Annotated in this window: 18 protein-coding genes and 1 tRNA gene; 12 read left to right on the top strand and 7 right to left on the bottom strand. The window is 64.4% G+C overall.

The genetic code is table 11. The features are described from left to right. Positions 1 to 6 precede the first annotated feature (6 nt). From pstA to EPL01_RS04925, 3 genes are read right to left on the bottom strand one after another with little or no spacing between them, the layout of a single operon-like run. Positions 7 to 1629, bottom strand: coding sequence for a phosphate ABC transporter permease PstA (gene pstA, locus EPL01_RS04915; protein ID WP_135824150.1), 1623 nt, complete (start codon positions 1627 to 1629; stop codon positions 7 to 9). Then, positions 1626 to 2699 (bottom strand): phosphate ABC transporter permease subunit PstC, encoded by a 1074-nt coding sequence (pstC, locus tag EPL01_RS04920; RefSeq protein WP_135824151.1) that lies wholly within the window; start codon positions 2697 to 2699, stop codon positions 1626 to 1628. The genes pstA and pstC overlap by 4 nt, the downstream gene beginning before the upstream one ends. Further along, positions 2696 to 3787: a PstS family phosphate ABC transporter substrate-binding protein gene (locus EPL01_RS04925; protein WP_135824152.1), complete on the bottom strand. Its 1092-nt coding sequence runs from the start codon at positions 3785 to 3787 to the stop codon at positions 2696 to 2698. Before EPL01_RS04925 ends, pstC begins: the two co-directional genes overlap by 4 nt. Positions 3788 to 4055: 268 nt before the next feature. Between EPL01_RS04925 and EPL01_RS04930 the strand changes: the two genes are divergently transcribed. Continuing rightward, the gene (locus EPL01_RS04930; protein WP_135824153.1) at positions 4056 to 5057 is read left to right on the top strand and encodes a phosphate signaling complex PhoU family protein; all 1002 of its coding nucleotides are present in this window, start codon (positions 4056 to 4058) and stop codon (positions 5055 to 5057) included. Positions 5058 to 5270: 213 nt separating this feature from the next. On the opposite strand, the gene EPL01_RS04935 is transcribed toward EPL01_RS04930, so the two are convergent. Next, a complete protein-coding gene (locus EPL01_RS04935; RefSeq protein WP_135824154.1) occupies positions 5271 to 6413 on the bottom strand; it encodes a CBS domain-containing protein in 1143 nt (380 codons plus the stop codon). A gap of 104 nt (positions 6414 to 6517) precedes the next feature. Here EPL01_RS04935 and EPL01_RS04940 point away from each other — a divergent pair, with 104 nt between their 5' ends. The 4 genes from EPL01_RS04940 (at position 6518) to EPL01_RS04955 (ending at position 9323) form a co-directional block, all read left to right on the top strand. Beyond that, positions 6518 to 6841: a lycopene cyclase domain-containing protein gene (locus EPL01_RS04940; protein WP_135824155.1), complete on the top strand. Its 324-nt coding sequence runs from the start codon at positions 6518 to 6520 to the stop codon at positions 6839 to 6841. A gap of 172 nt (positions 6842 to 7013) precedes the next feature. Beyond that, on the top strand, positions 7014 to 7682 hold the full coding sequence (locus tag EPL01_RS04945) for a DUF7344 domain-containing protein (RefSeq protein WP_210424076.1): 669 nt from the start codon (positions 7014 to 7016) through the stop codon (positions 7680 to 7682). A 2-nt stretch (positions 7683 to 7684) separates the two neighbouring features. Next, a complete protein-coding gene (locus tag EPL01_RS04950; RefSeq protein WP_135824156.1) occupies positions 7685 to 8251 on the top strand; it encodes a DUF7504 family protein in 567 nt (188 codons plus the stop codon). A gap of 175 nt (positions 8252 to 8426) precedes the next feature. Further along, a complete protein-coding gene (locus tag EPL01_RS04955; protein WP_368279087.1) occupies positions 8427 to 9323 on the top strand; it encodes a beta/alpha barrel domain-containing protein in 897 nt (298 codons plus the stop codon). A 140-nt stretch (positions 9324 to 9463) separates the two neighbouring features. Here the strand turns inward: EPL01_RS04955 and EPL01_RS04960 are convergent. After that, a tRNA-Val gene (locus EPL01_RS04960) sits at positions 9464 to 9537 on the bottom strand. 621 nt (positions 9538 to 10158) lie between these two features. Here EPL01_RS04960 and trpD point away from each other — a divergent pair. The 4 genes from trpD to trpG are packed head-to-tail and all read left to right on the top strand — an operon-like array spanning position 10159 to position 14091. Then, complete coding sequence (gene trpD / locus EPL01_RS04965) at positions 10159 to 11163, top strand: anthranilate phosphoribosyltransferase (RefSeq protein ID WP_135824157.1); 1005 nt, start codon at positions 10159 to 10161, stop codon at positions 11161 to 11163. Beyond that, positions 11160 to 11843, top strand: coding sequence for a phosphoribosylanthranilate isomerase (locus EPL01_RS04970; protein ID WP_135824158.1), 684 nt, complete (start codon positions 11160 to 11162; stop codon positions 11841 to 11843). The genes trpD and EPL01_RS04970 overlap by 4 nt, the downstream gene beginning before the upstream one ends. Further along, entirely contained in the window at positions 11840 to 13465 is a 1626-nt protein-coding gene (gene trpE, locus EPL01_RS04975; RefSeq protein ID WP_135824159.1) for an anthranilate synthase component I, read from the top strand. The genes EPL01_RS04970 and trpE overlap by 4 nt, the downstream gene beginning before the upstream one ends. Then, entirely contained in the window at positions 13462 to 14091 is a 630-nt protein-coding gene (trpG, locus tag EPL01_RS04980) for an anthranilate synthase component II (RefSeq protein WP_135824160.1), read from the top strand. Before trpE ends, trpG begins: the two co-directional genes overlap by 4 nt. A 255-nt stretch (positions 14092 to 14346) precedes the next feature. Here the strand turns inward: trpG and EPL01_RS04985 are convergent, their stop codons facing one another. Further along, on the bottom strand, positions 14347 to 14526 hold the full coding sequence (locus EPL01_RS04985) for a DUF8029 family protein (protein WP_246045630.1): 180 nt from the start codon (positions 14524 to 14526) through the stop codon (positions 14347 to 14349). A 397-nt stretch (positions 14527 to 14923) separates the two neighbouring features. Between EPL01_RS04985 and EPL01_RS04990 the strand changes: the two genes are divergently transcribed. The 3 genes from EPL01_RS04990 (at position 14924) to EPL01_RS22540 (ending at position 20208) form a co-directional block, all read left to right on the top strand. Beyond that, positions 14924 to 18589, top strand: a complete 3666-nt coding sequence (locus EPL01_RS04990) for a TSCPD domain-containing protein (RefSeq protein WP_135824162.1) — start codon at positions 14924 to 14926, stop codon at positions 18587 to 18589. A gap of 140 nt (positions 18590 to 18729) precedes the next feature. Continuing rightward, positions 18730 to 20040: a hypothetical protein gene (locus EPL01_RS04995; RefSeq protein WP_246045631.1), complete on the top strand. Its 1311-nt coding sequence runs from the start codon at positions 18730 to 18732 to the stop codon at positions 20038 to 20040. Positions 20041 to 20088: 48 nt separating this feature from the next. Beyond that, complete coding sequence (locus EPL01_RS22540) at positions 20089 to 20208, top strand: HVO_2523 family zinc finger protein (RefSeq protein WP_303646384.1); 120 nt, start codon at positions 20089 to 20091, stop codon at positions 20206 to 20208. A 22-nt stretch (positions 20209 to 20230) separates the two neighbouring features. Here the strand turns inward: EPL01_RS22540 and EPL01_RS05000 are convergent, their stop codons facing one another. Next, positions 20231 to 20908, bottom strand: a complete 678-nt coding sequence (locus EPL01_RS05000) for a TVP38/TMEM64 family protein (RefSeq protein WP_135824163.1) — start codon at positions 20906 to 20908, stop codon at positions 20231 to 20233. Positions 20909 to 21109: the final 201 nt, after the last annotated feature.

Consider the following 21109-nt stretch of genomic DNA (forward strand, 5'->3'; position numbering starts at 1 on the left):
CGTTGCTCATTGTTCGAGTTTCCTCCGGAAGTAGATTCGAGAGACGATACCGACCGCGTAGAACGACAGCACCACGATGAGCAGCACCAGCGCGGTGGCCCATCCGAACGCGGGGTCGGAACTGACGACGCCCGCGGTGATGGTCGCGTAGAGCTTGTAGGGAAGGGCGCTGATACTGTCCAGCAGCGCCGGGTTCGCCACGAACGGCGGACTCGACGTGAAGTGGAAGTTCGTCAGCACCTGCGGGCCGCGACTGGCCTGCAGGTTACCGGTCGCCACCAGCAGGATGGGTGCCGTCTCGCCCGCGATGCGGCCGACGCCGAGGATGACGCCCGTGATGACGCCCGGCATCGCGGCCGGGAGGACGACGCTCTTTATGGTCTCCCACTGGCTGACGCCGAGCGCCGCGCTGGCGTCCCGGTACTCCTTGGGCACCGTCTTGATGGCCTCCCGACTGGTGATGAGGACCAGCGGCAGGAGCATGAAGCCCAGAACCAACTGGCCCGCCAGCAGCGAGGTCGTGTTGCCGAGTCGCGGCACGAGGAATGCGTAGCCGAACAGGCCGTAGACGATGCTGGGCGTACTCCACAGGCCGTTGGTCGCAATCTCGACCGCGCGGGTGAACCCGCCCTGTTCGGCGTACTCGGTGAGGAACACCGCCGCGCCGACGCCGAGCGGGACCGCGAACAGCACCGCGCCGATGACCAGCCAGACCGTCCCGACGATGGAGGGCAGGACGCCGTTCATCACGTCTTTCGACAGCGAGTAGCCGTTCATCGTGAACGGCCAGTAGAACCAGACGCCGGGAATCTCGAAGACGACGTACTGGTCGAGGCCGGGCATCTGGAACCAGAAGGCGGGTTCGCTGAACAGGCCGAACTTGACGCCTTCGACCATCCGACTCCAGCCCTTTCCGGCGACGAACAGGATGAGCAGGAGGAGAACCCCCAGCATCCCGAAGGCGTTCAGGCCGACGAGCAGGTACGCCCCGGCCTGTCGCCCGCGGGTGCCGAAGCCTTCGTGGGCCTTCGCCGCGGCCCACGCGCAGACGAGTCCTGCGAAGATGGTCAGCACCGGGCCGACGACCGGACCGGTGAACGCCGCCGAGAAGCCCTCGGGTTCCCACTCCCACTCGGTCGTGACGACGTTGAGCAGGAACAGCGCGCCGACGACAATCGACAGCGCGCCCGCGGGAAGCGTCGAACCGATGTCCTCGCGGGGCAGGACCGTCACGACGCCGAAGCCGACGCCGAACAGCAGCGCAATCGGGAGCCAGCCGAAGACGCCGAAGCCGAGCGTCTGGGAGGCGAACAGGCCGCCGGTCACGACCCCGATGAGGCCGAACAGGCCGCCGGTCAGGAGTCCGGCGCTCCGGTCGGGCGTCGTGTCCACGAGGCCAGCCCGCGAGACGACGCCGAGCGCGATGACCGCGAGGCCGGTCGCCACCAGCGCCAAGCCGTAGAGGTTGAACAGGCTGACGCCGAAGAACTCGCTCTCGACTTCGGTCCACTGGAAGACGGCCGCGAAGCCCATCACGACCGAGAGGACGTTCAGACCCACGACGGCCGCGGCGACTCGCTCGGACAGCGAGGACTCCTCGGTCACGAGGTCGTTCGTCTCGTAGCTCATTGGCTACCACCCAGCTTGCGCTCCATGTGCGCCTCGATGAGTTGCGACCCGATGCTGAGTCCGAGGACCGTCACGAACAGCACCACGCCCGCCGCGAACAGCGCCGACATCTGGTCGCCGCTGGCGATGCCGTACTGGCCCGCGATGAGGCTGGTGAGCGTCTCGGTTCCCGCGAACACGTCGTAAATCGGGTCGGGAAGTACTTGCTGGTGGGGCAACATCACGGTCACGGCCATCGTTTCTCCGACTGCTCGACCGACGCCCAGCAGGACCGCGGCCGAGACGCCCGAGAACGACGCCGGGATGGTGACGCTCTTGATGGTCTGCCAGTCGGTCGCGCCCATCGCCAGCGACCCGCTCTTCATCGACTCGGGCACGCTGTCGATTGCGTCCTCGGCGACCGAGACCACGGTCGGCAGGGACATCACGCCGATGACCAGCGCGGCCGCGAACAGGCTCCCGAAGTTGGCCAGCTTGAACTCCTCCATCATGTACGTGTTGATGATAGTGTAGCCGATGAACCCGTAGACGATGGACGGGACGCCAGCCAGAATTTCGATGCCGGGCTTGATGACTTCGCGCGCCCAACTCGGCGCGATTTCGCTGATGAACAGCGCGCCAGCCACGCCCAGCGGCGCGGCGATGGCCATCGCCAGTATCGTCGTCACCAACGTCCCCCACATCATCGGAACCAGCGAGTAGACGCCCTCGCTGGTGCTCCAGAGCGGTTTGTTGGTCTTGAGTAGCAGGTCGAGACCCATCGCCTGGAATATCGGAAGCGACCGGAGGACGAGATACACCGTGATGAGTCCGAGGATGACGATGGTCGAGGCCGTCATCAGGAACATTAGGAGCTTGGCGGTGTTCGCTTGGTGAGACTTCCAGCCGTAGGCGGTGACCCCGAAGAAGGCGAGCAGGGGGAACACCGTGTAGGCTGGCGCGACGAGGAACGCCGCCAGCGCGGCGAGGACCGACGCGACCGCGACGCCGTCGACGAACTGCGCCCCGCGGTCCATGTCCTCGACGGTCGTTCGTGCGGACCGAACGCGGGTATCGATGCTTCCGATCATTTGGCGTCGGGTAGCTTGTCGAGTTGGTTCTTTCGCCGTTTCTCCGTCAGCATCGAGTAGCCCGACGTTTCGACGAACTTCTTCTGGCCGAACTCGCTGATGAGCATCCGGAGGTAGGCCGCCTCCATCTCGGAGGTTCCGTCGTAGGTGTAGCAGTGAAGGTCACGCGAGAGGGGATATCCCTTCTCCGAGAGGTTCTTGCCGCGCTCGTACACCTTCCCGTCGAACGAGAGCTTGACGGTCGGCGTCTCGGACGTGAGGAACGCCAGCGCCATGTAGGCGATTGCGTTGTTCGAGTTTGCGACGATGGTCTTGACCTGCTGGTTCTGGCCCTTGCGCACGTCCACGCCGCCCATCGAGGCGTCCGGGCCACCGAGCATGTTCGACCGGAAGGCGGTGTCGGTGCCCGACCCCTCGGCGCGGCCGATAGCCTGAATGTCCTTGTCCTCGCCGTCGTAGGCGTCGATTTCCGACCAGTTCTCTATCTCGCCCTGATAGATTTTCCGGACCTGCTCGGCGGTCAGTTTCTTCACGCCCGCCTCGTAGATTTCCTTGCTGACGACGATGGGTTGGGCGTCCACGCCGACGACGTGGTTCGTGAACTTGTCCAGTTCCTCCTCGCTGGCGTCGGGGAACTCGGCCGAGACGGACGCGCTGGCGTTGCCGATGTCCACGAGGCCGTTCTTGAGCTTCTCCAGTCCGGTGCCGGAGTGGCTCAGGCCGACCGTCACCTTGAACGGCGGGTTCGAGCCGTCGGCCTCGAACTTCTCGTACTTGTTCGCCCAGTAATTAGCCAGTCGTTCGTCCGTGTCGATGCCGTAGTTGCTCGGTCCCCAGTACTCCTCGTCGTCGGCCGGTGGGTTGGAGTTCCACACCGACGCGGCTTTGCTCGTTATCGGGTACACCGTAGAGGAGCCCCCCGCCTTCAGCTGGTCCGAAGACGAGTTGTTGGACTCCTCCGTCGTCGTCGCTTCCCCACGACTGCCCGGTGGCGTCTTGCTCGTACTGACGCACCCGGCGAGCGACGCGATGGCGGTGCCCCCTCCGAGGAGAATTGTTCGACGGTCTACAGAGGGTCTTTCCCGCATTGGGATTGATTTGCCGAAGACGAAGTAAATACCCTACTATTATTTCTATATAGACGTACTTATCCATCTGTATTCAAGTTTCCGCGGGTCGAACGCGAATCGCAAACCGTGTTTAGGTGCCACACGGTGGCAGATACGACGGTCAGACGAGGAGGACGCCACGGGACGTGGCAAGCGCCCATCATCGATTCGCTGGCCTGTTGCGAAGCTTAGAGATTCGTATATAGATTGGAATAGATTTATTGTCTCCCACCGCCGCGTTCCCTACATGGAAACGCGGAAGGTCCAGGTTACCGGCGGCTCCACGTTCACCGTCTCGATTCCGAAGGATTGGGCGACCGAGAACGGAATCGAAGCGGGCAACCGCGTCGAATTTCATCCCGAGGGCGACTCGCTTTTGCTCTCGCCCCGGACGACCGAGGACACGGTCGAGGGGACGGTCGATATCACCGACCTCGAAGGAGCGGAACTCAAGCGAACGGTGTTCACCCTCTACGTCAGCGGGTTCGACATCATCAACCTCGAATCGACCCGCGTGACCCCCGACCAGCGACGGACGGTCCGTGACGCCACGCAGGGACTCGTCGGACTGGAGGTCATCGAGGAGACCAGCGACCGAGTGGTCCTGCAGGACCTGCTGGACTCCTCGGAACTGTCGATTCACAACGCCATCACTCGGATGCGACTGGTCTCGGCGACGATGCTTCAGGACGCCGTGACTGCGCTGGTCGAGAACGACGACAGCCTCGCCAAGGACGTCATCGAGCGCGACGACGACGTCGACCGCCTCTGGTTCATGGTCTCGCGCGTGTTCCGGTCGGCGCTGCGCAACCCCAGCACCGCGGCCGACATCGGCCTGCCCCGCGAGACGTGTTTCGACTACCACTCCAGCGCCCGCCAACTGGAGCGCATCGCGGACCACGCCGCCAAAATCGGCCAACTCAGCCTCAACCTCGAGGAGGTCCCCGACGAGGTCGCCGAGGCGCTCGAAGACCTCCACGCCGAGGCCGCCGACATCGTGGAGATGGCGATGGACGCCCTCCTCGAAGAAGACGGTAACGAGGCCACTCGCCTCGGCAACGAGGCCCGCGAGCGTGTCCGCGGCATCGACCAACACACCCGCGCCGTGGACGACCTCATCCGCGAGATGGACGCCCAGCGCGCCCAGCAACTCAGTCTGGTCGTTGACTCGCTCTCCCGGAGCGCCGACTACGGCGGGAACATCGCAGAGACCGCCCTCCAGAAGGCCGCGCCGCGCCCCGAGAACTGAGTGGGTTTCGGGAGTCTCGTTTCACAGGGCCTGCCGCAAGACATATCTATTCATTTCTTTACTGCTTCGATATATTTGTTTAACGAATAGATAGTTGTCTGGTGTGGACGCGCAGCGGCCCAACTCGTGGGGACGGGCGATAGCACTCGCAGGTACGGAAAATACAGAAAAACGTCCGGGGGTCGTCCGTCTCGGCCCGTCAGCGGCTGCCGCTCAGAGTTCGCCCAGCTTTCGGAGGAGTTGCCCCTCGTACTCGCGGTCGCTCTCGACACCCTTCATCTCCAGCACGTTGCGCTCTAGTTTGTCGCGCGCGACACCGAACGCCTGTTCGGCACCGTAGCCCTCGCCCGACCCAGCGGCCTGCCCGCGGTTGGTGCGGAGGCGAATCTTACACTGGATGAGCGGCGTGCCCCGGAGCTTCTCCTTGTGTTCGTGGAACCGGACGTGGGCGTGGCGGACCCGCATGTCCTGATACTTGTCCGAAATCTCGGTGATGGACTCCCGAATCGACTCCCGGCTGAGGGTGTCCAGCAGGTTGACGTTCGTGACCTGCACGTCCATCACGTCCTCCTCGGTGTACGACAGCGCGCGCAGCACGTCGGTCTTGGTGACGACGCCGCCGACTACTCGGTCGTCGTCCTCGGGGGTGACCACGAGACCCGAGTAGTCGTTCTCCAACATGCGTTCGACGGCGTCCTTGACGCTCTCGCTCAGGTTGGTCGTCGCGGCGGGACTCGACATCACGTCGTAGACCGGCAGGTCGAGCAGGCGCTCGCCCTCGCCCGAGCGGTCGCCGACCGTGGTCTTCTCGACGTTTCGGGTGGCGAAGTCCACCACGTCGTGGGTCGTGACGACGCCGGTAAGGAAACCATCCTCGTCCACGACCGGGAGCCGCGAGACGCCGTGTTCGCGCAGTTGGTTGATGGCCTGCCCGAGCGTGGCGTCCTCGGCGATGGTGACGACGTTCTCGGTGTAAATCTGCTCGACCGTCAGCGAGTCGAGATTCTCCAGCACGGCCTCGAGGATGAGGTCCTGACTGATGACGCCCCAGAGGTTGCCCGACTCGAAGACGGGCGCGACCTTGGTGCCGCCCTCGACCAGCGTTCGGGCCACGTCGCGGACGTCGTCGGTTCGCTCGACTTTCGGTGCGGGTTTGGTCAGTGTCTCGACTTTGGTGTGGTCCTCGATGTGCGAGCGCAGCAGTTGCTTCTGAGTGATGACGCCTTCGTAGTCTCCGGCGCGCGTCACGATGATGCCCTTGGGGTTCTCCTCTTCGAAGACGGACCGGGCCTTTCCGACGTTCGACTCGGCCTCTAGTTCGGTGTAGTCCGCCGTAACAATGTCAGCGATGTTCATCGGTACCTGAAGATACTCCTCGGATGGCCTTGAAAGTTATCGCGCGTCGAAGCGGGTGACAACCGGCGATGGGCTTTATATACTTGCCGCGCCAAGGGCCGGGAGTGGTACCCGACATCGGCGCGGTGTTCGGCGAGTACACGTATCTCGCTACGGAGGTCGTCTGGGGGGCGGTTGCGATAGGACTCCTTTATCGAGCCGATGCGCTGGTTCAAGCCGGGCGGACCATCGCGGTACTGTATCCTATCGCCTACGTCTGGGACTGGTACACGCTCCATATCGGCGTGTTCAGCATCCCCCTCCGGACCGGTATCGAGCTCCTCGGAATCCCAATCGAGGAACACATCTTCATGGTGGTAGTTCCCGCCCTCGTGCTAGGTATTCACACGAATCTCGAGAACTGGGGCCGCGAGAACCGTTCGGACTGAAACCGCCGAGAGCGGCCGGTAAGCCCCGGTTAACGCGGGACGGCGGCGAGATGAAACAGACGTGCAACTGTTCGTAAGCAACGGTTTCCGGCGGGTAAATGGTGAATAACAAAGGCTAATCCGGGCGATGTGTTCTATCCATGCTGGGTTACGACCAAGGGGTGGCATATTAATGAGCACCATTGGTGACTCATCCGGAACCGGAAGTACCGAACCGGAGGAGACTCCGGACCAGCAGGACACGGCTGTAGCGGCCGAGGAAGTCTCTGACATCGTCGAGTCCGAAGACGAGGAGGAAGTGCAACAGAAACTCTCTAGAGACCTCGTCTTCGACGTTCTCAAGAATCGCCGGCGACGATACGCCCTCCATTACCTCCGACGCGCGGACGATACGGTGCAGTTGTCCGAACTCGCAGAGCAAGTGGCGGCGTGGGAGAACGACATCGAGGTGGAGGCAATTTCCGCGGCCGAGCGTAAACGAGTCTACACCGCGCTCTACCAGTCACACCTGCCGAAACTAGACGACGCGGGCATCGTGGAGTACAACCAGAATCGCGGCATCGTGAAACTCTCGGGGGCGGCCGAACAACTCGACGTGTATCTCGATCTCGAAGCCCAACCCGACATCCCGTGGTGCAACTGGTACCTCGGACTCGCGGTGGCGGGCCTCGGCCTGCTGACGGGGGCGTGGCTCGGACTGCCGCCGTTCTCGCTGGTCGCGGACGTGCTTCTCGCGACCGTCATCGTCGCCGCCTACGGAGCAGTCGCCCTCGCACACACCTACTACGCCCAACACGCAGACGCCGCGGGTGAAACACCGCCGGAAATTCAGGAGTCGTAGCCATGCGAGAAGCGGTGCGGTCTGGAGTGACCTCCCTCGGGGACGTGGAACCGACGGACGACGCATTCGCTCCCGCGGGGACCCAGACGCTGGTCCGGACGCCAGCCGAGGCCGACCCGCTTTCCGCCCTCCCCGCGCGCACGTTCGACAACCTCCTCGTGGTCTCGGCGCGCGACCACCCGAACAAACTCGAAGCGCGCGTAGAGCGGGCCGGACACGACCCCGCCAACGTGGGTGTCGTACCGGTCTCCCCTGCGGCCCGCGACTACGACGGCGACCTCTGGACGACCGACCCCGTCAACCCCGACGACTTGACGGGCCTCGGCATGCGGTTCTCGGACGCGATTCGACACGTCGAATCCGGGTCCGGTTGGGTCGTCATCGACGCGCTCGGCGTCCTGCTGATGTACGCCGACGACGCTCGCGTGTGCCGGTTTTTCCAGACGCTCTCGAACAGGGTGCGGGCGAAGGAGGTCCACGGAGTCTACTTCACCAACCACGACGCGGTGGCCGACGAGACCTACGAACAACTCCGGGCGATGTGCGACGCGGAGTACCGAATCGAGTAGTTTTCGGTCCCCTACTCGGTTTCAGGGACCGCCTGAAACGCGCTCAGCGACCGTTCTCGACTACCAACGGGCGGACAGTAGAACGCGTCAGGGTATAACTCCTCTGACGATTCCAAGCTGTTGGACATTATCTACTTCTGCTACGACTCGAGGAGACGTACTTCCGACCGGTCCCATGGACGCAGACAAGTACCCGCCCGAGGACGACCGACGGCGGTTCGTGAAAGGCGTCGTCGGCACCGCCGCGACGACCGTCCTGAACGCATCGACCTCCGCCGCCGGTGGCACCGGCGGTCCGACCACGTACGTCGGCATCGAGAACACCGACGGTCCCGCGCCGCGCGGGATGCCCATCGTCCCGCTTACCATCGACGACGAGGGCTACCTGAAGGGCGTCTGGCCCGAGGTCAGGGAGAAGGAACTGAAAGACGGCAGTACGCTCACCTACACCGCCCAAGAGATGGGCGGAGTCACCTACACCGGCCGGTGGTTCCAGTACTGCGGCGTCCAAATCGCGCAAGGGTTGCGCCCCGAAACTGACCAGGACAACTTCCTGCGGTCCAAGCCCGGCCTCTACGAGTGGCAGGCCGACCACGAGCAGGGCCGGAAGCTCCACGTGGACGACTTCGCCGACTACGAGGAGTGGACCAACGGTATCGGGTCGGCTGGCGCGGGCAAACCCGCTCAGACGACGTGGCGCTCCCAATCCGAGGGCGACGAGGAGGTCAAGAAGCTCCCGGTGCAGGTGCTTCGCTCGCCGAAAGTGTCGGACCTGCCCGCCGAGAGCGACCACGGCGCGTTTCTGCGCGCGGCCACCGAGTCGGACTTCGTCGCGTGGCTCGACAAATGCACCCACTTCTGTTGCACGCCGGGGTTCAACTCCTCGCGGGACGCCTCGAAGTTCGACGCGACCGACGCGGGTACTGCTAGTGTCACCAGTCGGTGTACGACCCGTTTTCGCCGGTCGAAAAGTCGTTCAACGCCTTCCCACGACCAGAGTAGCGTCGTGGCTGGGCGCTTTTTCGAGGTCGAGATTGGAGTCGCGCAGACTGCACGACTGACTACGGGCTAGCAACACGACTGCGAGCGAAGCGACTACCTGCTCGGAAGACGCGGGTTGTCTTCCGGCGTTTTTTATCGACGTTTTACAAGTGAACAACTCCCAAGCCAACGGCTTCGGAGTTCTGAAACGCGGTAAAAGGTTGAAGGTAGTGGGTTTGGGCAGATTTGAACTGCCGACCTCCTCCATGTCAAGGAGGTGTCATAACCAACTAGACCACAAACCCAAGTTGGTGCGACCTCCTTCGGACGCATTTCTTCGTTTGCCCCGGGGATAATTGAACCTTTCGGATTCCGACGCAGTCCGGCGATTTACAATGAAGGTTCGGCCTAACGGCGCGGCGTTCGGCCGGTAGAACGGCTAGTTTCGGCGAGAGAAGGGCTTTGGATTCAACTCGTCAGCTATGATAGTACTCAGGGCCGGAGAAATAAATACCCTTATTTAAGAAATATACTTATGGCTTAGAGAAGCAATTACATTTATTTAGTTGTTCGGAAGAGATTCAGTCTGGAAGCGGGAGATAGCCTCAGACTCGAGCCAAGCCGTCTCCCGCACCGCGACCGCACCTCGTCCTCCCCAAACTCCTGTGCTTCTCCCTCGTCGCTTCGCTCCTCGGTGCGATGCTCGTCTACTGGCAGACAACCCGCGTCTGCCGAGCCTTCGGCTTCGCCGAAGACCTCGCGCGCGACGATGGCGCGGCGAACGAGCCGCCGCGCCAGCGCGCGCCGGGCCGAACAGTTCACCGAGCGCCAGCCCCTCAACAACATCCGACCGGGAGTCCCGACAGCTTTAAGTCGATGTACGATTGTGTTCATTATAAGACTAAGACGTACATTGGTGATTTAGAATGCAAGATTACATCGAACGCGTCACCGACGGGGAGGACCTCACGCTCGACCAAGCGCGAGAGGCGGCGACGGCCGTCTTCGAGGGTGCAACCGAGGCCCAAATCGGCGCGCTCCTCTCGGCGCTCCGGGCGAAGGGCGAAACCGAGACCGAAATCGCCGGGTTCGCACAGGGGATGCGCGACGCCGCGCGGACCATCGACCCCGACAGAGCGCCGCTGGTAGACACCTGCGGGACCGGCGGCGACGACTACGACACGATTAACGTCTCGACCACCAGCGCCATCGTCGCCAGCGGCGCTGGCGTCCCCGTCGCCAAGCACGGCAACTACTCCGTCTCCTCGTCGTCGGGAAGCGCGGACGTACTCGAGGAGGTCGGCGTCGAAGTCGAGGCCGAACCGCCCGCCGTCGAGGCGGCCATCGAGGACGACGGCATCGGGTTCATGCTCGCGCCGGTCTTCCACCCCGCGATGAAGGCCGTCATCGGCCCGCGGAAGGAACTCGGGATGCGAACCGTGTTCAACGTCCTCGGTCCGCTGACCAACCCCGCGGGCGCTGACGCCCAAATCGTCGGCGTCTACGACCCTGACCTCGTGCCGGTCCTCGCTCGGTCGCTCTCCAAGATGAGCGTCGAGCGCGCGCTGGTCGTCCACGGCTCCGGCATGGACGAAATCGCGGTCCACGGCGAGACTACCGCCGCCGAGGTCCGCGGCGACGAAATCGAGGAGTACACCATCACGCCCGAGGACGTCGGCCTCTCGCGCCACCCCGTCGCCGACGTGTCCGGTGGCACCCCCGAGGAGAACGCCGAAGACATGCGCGGCATCGTCGAGGGAGACGTGACCGGCGCGAAGCGCGACATCATCCTCGCCAACGCCGGAGCCGCACTCTACGTCGCTGGCGAGGCCGACTCGCTCGAAGACGGTGCGCAATTGGCCGAGAAAGCCATCGAAGACGGCGCGGCGGCCGACCACCTCGAACGCCTCCGGACCACCGTGCCAGCATGACGCGGGTGAAAATCTGCGGACTCACCGCCCGCGAGGACTTGCGGGTCGCGGTCGAAGCGGGCGCTGACGCCGTCGGCCTGCTGGTGGACGTGCCGGTCGATTCGCCGCGAGAAATCGACACCCAGCGAGCGGTCGAACTCGCCGAGGCGGCCCCGCCGTTCGTGACGACCGTGCTGGTGACGATGCCGGATTCGCCGGAGCGCGCTGTCGAACTCACCAGCGCCGTCGACCCCGACGCCGTGCAGGTCCACGGCAACCTCGGCGTGGGCGACATCGCGTACCTGACCGCCAACGTGAACGCGCAGGTCCTCAAGGTCGTGGACGCCGCGGAACCCGAGGACGCCCGGCGCTACGACGACGTGGCAGACGCGCTACTGGTCGATTCCGTGGACGAGGAGGGCGCTGGCGGCACGGGCCGCACCCACGACTGGGAGCGCACTACCGAGTTCGCCGCCGACCTCGACTCGCCGGTCGTCCTCGCGGGCGGCCTGACGCCCGACAACGTCGCCGACGCGGTTCGCTCGGTCGAACCCTTCGCCGTGGACGTCGCCAGCGGCGTCGAGCGGAGCGGTACCGACGCGTCCGAGACAGCACCCTCGACGACCGGACGTAAGGACCCGGACGCGGTCGCCGACTTCGTGGCGAACGCGAAACGAGCGTATTCGACTCCGACACCATGAAGCCGGGACGCAAGCAGTTCGCCGACCTCGCGGGAGGCGACGACCTCTCGGTAGTCCGAATCGAAGCCGAACTCGACGTAGAGACCACGCCCCTGTCGGCCTACGCGGCGCTGACCGGGCGCTCGACCGACGCGGACGCCGCCGAGTACGCCTTCCTGCTCGAAAGCGCCGAGAAGACCGCTTCCAGCGACCCCGACGGCGCGTTCTCGGCCGAACAGTCCGGCGACCGCCACGCCCGCTACTCCTACGTGGGCTACGACCCCGACGCCGTCGTGACAGTCGCCCCCGACGAGACCAACGTCGAGTCGCTCGGCGGCCGGGCCGCCAAATTCGTCGCTGGCGACCACTCCGGCGACGCGCTCGACGCCCTACGGTCGGCCATGCCCGACGCCGAACGCCGCGGATTCCCCGAGGGCGACCGCCAGCACTTCGAGGGCGGTCTGGTCGGCTTTCTGGCCTACGACGCGGTGTACGACTTCTGGCTCGACGAGCGAGGAGTCGAGCGCCCGGAGTCCAGATTCCCCGACGCTCAGTTCGTCCTCAACACGAAGACGGTCGCGTTCGACCACCGCGCCGGAACCGCCTCGCTGGTGTTCACGCCGCTGGTCGGCCCGGACGACGACCCCGCGGAAATCTACGACGACCTCCGGGCGGAAGCCGAGCGCGTGGCCGACCTCCTCGAATCGGCCAGTTCGCCCGAGACCGGCGGGTTCGTCTGCGAGTCGGAGACTGCTGGCCCGCGCGAGGAGTACGAAGAGGCGGTCCGCACCGCGAAGGAACACGTCCTCGACGGCGACATCTATCAGGGCGTCGTCTCCCGGAAGCGAGAGCTGAGGGGCGACGTGGACCCGCTGGGGTTCTACGACGCGCTCCGGGAGGTGAACCCCTCGCCGTACATGTATCTCCTCGGCTACGACGACCGGACCGTGGTCGGCGCGAGTCCCGAGACGCTGGTGTCGGTCCGCGGCCGCGAGGTCATGGCGAACCCCATCGCGGGAACCTGCTCGCGGGGGTCGAGTCCGGTCGAGGACCGCCGCCTCGCGGGCGAGATGCTCGCCGACGAGAAAGAGCAGGCCGAACACACGATGCTGGTGGACCTCGCTCGCAACGACGTGCGCCGGGTCAGCGAACCCGGGAGCGTACAGGTCGAGGAGTTCATGAACGTCCTCAAGTACAGCCACGTCCAGCACATCGAGAGTACCGTGACGGGGCGACTCGCCGCGGGTTCGGACGCCTTCGACGCCACTCGTGCGTCCTTCCCGGCGGGCACCCTCTCAGGTGCGCCGAAGATTCGTGCGATGGAACTCCTCGACGACCTCGAACGCTCGGCGCGCGGCCTCTACGGCGGCGGCGTCGGCTACTACTCGTGGTCGGGCGACGCCGACTTCGCCATCGTCATCCGGACCGCGACCATCGAGTCGGACGCAGATGCCTCTCCGCCGGACCGCATCACGGTGCAGGCCGGTGCGGGCATCGTCGCCGACAGCGACCCCAGCGCAGAGTACGAAGAGACCGAGAAGAAGATGGACGGCGTGCTGACCGCTCTCGACCGCATCGAAGAGTCGCGCAAGCGTCGTCCCACCGACCCCGACGAGACGGAAGCGCCGGGGGTGAGTCGATGACCGCGAGCGTCGAGGGCGACCGCAGGCAGTCGCCCGCCGCCGAGGATCTGCAAGTCCTCTTCGTGGACAACTTCGACTCGTTCACCTACAACCTCGTGGAGTACACGAGCGAACACGCCGAGACGGAGGTGGTCCGCAACACGGCCTCGCTGGCCGACGTGCGGGAGGCCGACCCGGACGCCATCGTGGTCTCGCCGGGGCCGGGACACCCGGCGAACGAGCGCGACGTGGGCGTCACTCTCGACGTGTTCCGCGAGGTCAGCCCCGAGGTGCCGACGCTCGGGGTCTGTCTCGGACTGGAAGCCGCGGTCTACGCCTACGGCGGGTCGGTCGGACGCGCTCCCGAGCCAGTCCACGGCAAGGCCTTCCCCGTGGACCACGACGGGCGAGGCGTCTACGCGGGGCTGGAACAGGGGTTCCGCGCCGGTCGCTACCACTCGCTGGTTGCGACCGAGGTCCCCGACTGCTTCGAGGTGACCGCGACGACCGACCACGAAGGTGAGGAACTGGTGATGGGTGTGCGCCACCGCGAGCATCCCATCGAGTGCGTCCAGTTCCACCCCGAGAGCGTGCTAACCGCGGTCGGCCACGACGTGATTCGGAACTTCGTCCGTGAAGTGGCGTAGATTCGTCTCTCGGACTACGATTGGCTCCGCCTTTTCAGGTTAGTCGGACTGGCAGTTGATGAGGTCATCGACACTGCTGACTGACTCGCCAGCTCCCTGCCCACAACTGCGCGAAACGTCCGGTAAAGGTTGGTCCCGTGCTCAGATTTAAATCTTCGTGGCGGTCGCTCTGTCCGGGGATAAGACAGGATATTATTTCCTAAAGGAATATTTTTTTATATAAATGGATTTCTATTTCTTTTCCGACGCGCTCGACTACAGCAACACGCCCGCCGTGTAGAGCGCCCCGACGACCACGATAGCGACCAGAAGCAGTTTCCACGCGACGCTCAGGACGATGCGCCCGATTAGTACGATGGCCGCGAGCGCGACGAGGCCGACCAGCAGTTCCCCGAGTGGCGACGCGAGCAGTCCCGCCGCGAGTGCGATGTTCATACTAAAATCAAGGCTCCTCGACCACCGTAAACGTATCGACCGATTAACATTCTGCCATGTTCCGAAACCGGTGGCGGGCGGCCGGATAGGTTGGGCCTACTCAAGTACTCCTCCGGTTGGCTGACTACTTTCGCCACGGTCTGGGTACTCTTATTAGGGTGCGGGTGATACATTTGAGCGACAACCCATAGCCGTGAATCCGCCTTTTATACGGTCGGATTCCGGTGCGATTAATTTCGACCAGAGGCATCAAAGTGCAAATTAAATTGGAGTAGTCCAACTGGGACAGCAAAGGTTAAACCGGAGGCTTCAGAATGAAATCGCCGTCACGAATGATACGAACTACACCACTCGCGGGAGCGGAATTCGACAGACAGAGACCCGAGGTGACCCACGCATGAGCGGTGCGGGCGAACTCACGGCCGACGAACTCACTCTCCCCATCAAGCGAACCGAAGGCGAGACGCTCGAAGAGCGGCTCACCGGCAACGCCTATCACAACATCCTCCCGGCGCGCTACCTCCGGAAGAACGCCGACGGGGACCTCATCGAGGAGCAGGAGGACCTCTTCCCGCGCGTCGCCGAGAACATCGCGCTGGCCGAGGCCGTCTACGAGGCCGAGAACCGCGACGAGGAGATTACGGTCACGCCCGACCAGCTCAAGCCCGACCACCCTCGGCGCGACGAACTCGCCGCGGAAGTGTTCGGCAAGGGCACCACGGCCGACGACGACGCCGAAACCACCCTCTCCATCTACAACGTCAACAAGTTCGCTTACGAGACGGTGGTTCCGGACCTCCCCGACGAGATTCGAGACCACGTCGAGGACGTGCGCGAGGAGTTCCAGACGCTGATGGAGGATCTCTCGTTCATGCCGAACTCGCCGACGCTGATGAACGCGGGCGACGAACTCCAGCAGCTCTCGGCCTGCTTCGTGGACTCGCCGGGCGACGACATCACCGACATCCACCAGACCGCCAAGGAGGCCGCCGAGGTCTTCCAGTCCGGCGGCGGCATGGGCTACGCCTTCTGGAAACTCCGACCCTACGGCGACGCGGTGGGTAGCACGGGCGGCATCGCCTCCGGCCCCATCACCTTCATGCGGACCTATGACCAGATGTGCGAGACCATCGCGCAGGGCGGTGCCCGGCGTGGTGCCCAGATGGGCGTCATGCGCGTCTCCCACCCCGACGTCATCCAGTTCATTCACGCCAAGAACAAGGACGTGAGCCTCGCGCACACCCTCCGCCTGAACGACCCCGACGACTACACCCACAACTCGTTCAAGGAGGCCCTCGAAGAGGCCCGCGAACTCATCGACGACGAGGGTCGCGTGCCCAAGCACCTCCGGAACGCCGCCGAGGGTCACCTCTCGAACTTCAACATCTCGGTCGGCGTCACCGACGACTTCATGGACGCGGTCAAGAACGGCGAGGAGTTCACCTTCACCAACCCTCGCACGGAGGAGCCGCACATCGCCACCGAACACACCAAGGAACTCTACGAGATGTTCGGCCTCGGCGAACACGTCGAGGTCGGCGAGGAGCTTTCGGTTCCGGCCGAACTCGTCTGGGACCGCATCGTGGACGGTGCCCACGAGAACGGCGAACCCGGCGTCATCTACCTCGAACGGGTCAACAAGGAGCACTCCTTCGACGTGGAGAAACACCCCGACCACCAGATTCTGGCGACTAATCCGTGCTTGACTGGTGATATGGAAGTCGCCGTTGCTGGTGATGAAGTGTCAGTTCCAATTTCGGAGCTTACAGATGAGAATGAACTAGAACTGTTGGCACTGACTGATGATGGGGAAGTAGTGACTGCACGAGGAGTTAATCCACGTCTTACAAAGAAGGATGCAGACATCCTTGAATTGACCACTGATAAAGGAACAAAACTCCGCCTCACTCCAGATCATGAGGTCCAGTTGGAAAGTGGTGACTGGGTAGAGGCTCAAAACCTTGAGCAAGGTGATGAGCTTGCTTTCCACGAATCCGGAAACTGGTCTTTCACTACCGAACCCAAAACCCTCAGCGATGGTGGCGATACGCTAACTTGGTCACAAGAGAACGGAGGCATTCCAGAACATGGGTTTGAAACAGTCTGCGTTGAATCTATTACGGAAGCCGGAACGGAAGACGTGTACGACATTACCGTTCCGAGACATCACAACTTCTTCGCTGGCAATGTTAGTGAACAGGATGGGCCACCCCTCTTCGTCAACGTTCACAACTGCGGTGAACAGCCATTGGAGGAGTACGAGGCCTGTAACCTCGGGCACATCAACCTCTCGACGCTGGCCGACACAGACGCCCCAGACTGGCGCGTCTGGTACGACGAACACGGCGACGAGTACGACGATTTCGAGGAGGCAGTAGACGCCTTCCTCGCCGACGCGATGGCGTGGGACGACTTCGACCACCGCATCGAGTACGGCACGCGCTTCCTCGAGAACGTCGTCACGATGTCGGACTTCCCGGTCGAGAAGATCGAGCAGAAGGTCCGCGAGATGCGCAAAATCGGCCTCGGCGTCATGGGGCTGGCCCAGCTCTACATCCAGCTCGGCGTCGAGTACGGCAGCGAGGCCGGAAACGAAATCGCTCGCCAGTTGATGCGCTATATCAACCACGAGAGCAAGTGGGCCTCCCACGAACTCGCCGAGGAGCGCGGCTCCTTCGACGAGTGGGACAACAGCAAGTACGCCGACCCCACCGAGTACCGCGAGTGGTTCGAGAAGCAGACCGGCCTCGACGCCGACAACTGGGAGGACGGCTTCCCGGTCCGGAACCACAACACGACGACGATTGCCCCCACGGGGACCACCTCGATGGTCGGCAACACCACGGGCGGGTGTGAACCCATCTACAACGTCGCCTACTACAAGAACGTCTCCGACGACGTGCAGGGCGACGAGATGCTCGTGGAGTTCGACGACTACTTCCTCCGCGTGCTGGAGGACAACGACATCGACGTCGAGGAGGTCAAGCAGGAGGCCCAAGACCAGATGGCGGCAAACGAGTTCGACGGCGTCGAGGGCCTCGAAACCGTGCCGGACGCTATCGGCGAGCTGTTCGTCGTGACCTCCGACCTCACCGGCAAGGAACACGCCGCAGTCCAGTGCGCCTGTCAGGAGGGCGTGGACTCGGCAATCTCGAAGACCTGCAACTTCCCGAACGACGCCAGCAAGGAGGACATGCGCGAGGTCTACGAGTACATCTACGACAACGGCGGCAAGGGCGTGACCGTCTACCGCGACGGCACTCGGTCCAAGCAGGTGCTGACGACCCGCGCCGACAACAAGGAGTTCGCCGACGAGTCCGAAGCGGCCGAGCAGTTGGTCGAGCAGATCGAGGAGGTCTTCGGCGGTATCGAAGGCTTCCTCGACAACGAGGACGTCCGGGCCGCCCTCGACCGCGAGGTCGAATCCATCCTCGAAGTCGCAGACGGCGAGGACGGCGAAGGTCCCTACGCCAGCAAGCGACCCCGACCCGACGTGCTTCACGGCATCACTCAGCGCATCGACACCGGGTACGGCAAGCTCTACGTCAACATCAACGAGGACGACCAGGGCCGACCCTTCGAGCTGTTCGCCAACATCGGCAACTCCGGCGGCTTCACCGCCTCCTTCACCGAGGCGCTGGCCAAGACCATCTCGACCGCGCTCCGGTCGGGCGTGGACCCCGAGGAGATCGCCGACGAGCTACAGGGCATTCGTAGCCCGAAGGTCGCGTGGGACAAGGGCGAGCAGATCAACTCCATCCCCGACGCCATCGGCACCGCGATGCGCCGGTACCTCGACGGCGAAGTCGAGAAAGCCTACCCCCAGCAGCAGAACCTCACCGAAGTCGAGGAGGAAGTCGAAGAGGGCGAGGCCGCGGCGAACGCGCAGGCTGACACCGGTCCGGAAACCGACGGCGGCGCGGTTGCGGCCAGCAAGGAGGCCGACCAGCAGGACATCATCGACTCGGGCGAGAGTCCGGAGTGTCCCGACTGCGGGTCGCTGTCGCTGTACTATTCGGAAGGCTGCAAGACCTGCGAGTCCTGCGGCTGGAGTGAGTGCTGACTACCGAATAACTTCGGTCTAACACTCGATTTTTCGCTCTGCGGCCAGAGACGTTACGTGACCGAACAGCATAGCCACCTGTCGGTCATGGGTGTCAACTGGGGAACGGGTGGACTGTCTCGATACCGGGAGGCGTCCGCGTGCAGGACGTGACTGACGCCGTCTCGGACGCTGGCTCGCTCCGACGCGGAGCGCTACTGGTCGGTGCGGGCCTCCTGCTCGTCGTCGCGGCGTTCGGCGGCAGTTGGGCGCTCGCGCCGGACGCCAGCGTCGGGGGCCTCGACGGAAACGTCACCACGCTCGTCGGCGTGCAGGGGCCGGGACCGAACGGCAACGTGACCGCGCTCGACGGTCGAGGAGACGTGCGGTGGTCGCTGGGGGACATCATCAGCTATCAGGACGTCTCGCACCTCGAAAACGGGTCCGTGCTGGCGACGTACGCCGCGAAGTATCCGCGGGCCTGCGGCCCCTACGAGTCGCCCTGCAAGCGCACCGGGGTTCGAATCATCGACCCTCCCATCGAACCGCCGTCTTCCCCGACCGCCGGGGACCCCGAAATCGTCTACGAGTGGAGCTATCCGGTCCGGACCCGCAGGAACAGCGAGGTCCACGACGCCGAGCTGCTCCCCTCGGGCAACCTGCTGGTCGCCGACATGGAGTACGAGAGCCTCTTCGTCCTGAATCCCCGGACCCGTAACCGGGTCTGGACGTGGAACGCCAGCGAGTTCTACGACGCGCCCGCCGACCCGACCGAGACCGACTGGCTCCACATCAACGACGTGGACCGCATCGGCGAGGGCCGGTACCTGGCCTCGGTCCGCAACGAGAACGAACTGGTCGTCGTCGAGCGCGGGAAGGGCGTCGTGGACGTCATCAACGAGGACGGCGACCCGGACGTGCTGAACCGCCAGCACAACCCCCACTGGCTCGGCGAGGGCGCGGTGCTGGTCGCCGACTCCGAGAACCACCGCGTGGTCGAACTCCACGAGAACGAGACGACCGGCGAGTGGGAGGTCGCGTGGTCGGTGGCGACGGTTGGCGGCATCGACCTCGACTGGCCCCGCGACGCCGACCGCCTGCCCAACGGCCACACCCTGATAACCGACAGCCGAAACAACCGCGTGGTCGAGATCACCCGCGACGGGCAGGTGGCGGCGAGCTATCGCGTCCCCTCGCTCCCCTACGAGGCCGACCGCGTGCCCTACGGCGAGCGCCGAGGAGAACCCTACCGAACCGGCCGCCGGGCCGAGAGCGGACTCCTCGACGGGCGGATTCCGGTCCTCTCGACGCTGCTCGCTGGCGCGCGCCACGTCGTCCCGATTCCGTTCTGGGTGTCGGAGATGCACCTCCTCGTTGTCGGAGTCGCGGGTGTGCTTTGGCTGTGGGGTGGAGTGTCGATGATTCGCGGGGTGAGGGAAAAGAGTGCGGCGCGGGAATCGGGAGGGAAATAGCGATTTCGCTGGCGAGGGGTTTTTGGACGTGAACGAGGAGGTTCGGGTATGAGCGAAGACGGCGGCCGCCCGTGTCCCATCTGTGGAGAGCCGATGTACTCCCGCCATTGCAAGTACGTCTGCCCGCAACACGGCGTTGTATACGATTGCTCGGACACGTTTTACTGACGGTGATTTCGGGGCCAGATGTTCACCGCCGAACGCTCACGGCCCGGTAGGCAGGCCCGGCGAGGAGCGCCGCGGCGACGGCGGCGGCCGCGGCGACGAGTTCCCAACTGACCGCGTTCAGGCCCGCCGTCGAGAGCGTGTCGAGCGAACTCCCGGCCAGCACGGCCGCGACGGTCCACGGAATCTCGCCGATCGCGGTTCCGGCGACGAACGCGCCGGTCGAGACGCCCGAGAGGCCCGCGGCCGCCGAGACGGGGTCGGAGGGCGCGGGGGCGAGTCGGGAGGCCACCATCCCGCGGAGGTCGCCCGCGGCGGCGAAGAACCGCTCGCCGGAGTCGCCGAGGCGCGCGACCAGTCCCGACCCCCATCCTGACCGCTTTCCCTCTCCCGACCCCGAACCCACGTATCGCGCGGCGAGGAAGGGCAGGAGCGCGCTCCCGGTCGTTCCGGCGAGGGCGACGGGGAACCCCCAGACGGGACCGTAGGCGTAGCCCGCCAGCACGGCGACCAGCGTGGTCGGCCACGCGAACAGCGGCCGGACGAGGTAGACGAGGACGAGGAGCGCGCCGAACATCGCGGGGCGGTCCGCGAGGTCGCGGGCGACCCCGAGCAGTCGGTCGGGACCGGCGAGCAGGCTGGCGACCGCGACGACCGCGAGGAGGGCGAGTCCGGCGATTTGTCGGCGCGCGACGTCGGCCATCGCGGGTGGGTTTCTGCTGGGTCGGTATCTTCTTTTTGGGTCCGGGTTCTCGACCTTCGGACGAATGCACGCTCGTTGGACGTCAGTTGGGGTGGTGGCTGCAACGACTGTGGAGAGGCGAGTCCAGCGACCTGTCGACGTGCATTCCGACGGATTCGGTGCAGGACGAATATATCGTAAATCAAGTGTATCGTGAGAAGC

Origin of the sequence: Halorussus ruber (assembly GCF_004765785.1) — an archaeon.
GTDB classification, from domain to species: Archaea; Halobacteriota; Halobacteria; order Halobacteriales; family Haladaptataceae; genus Halorussus; species Halorussus ruber.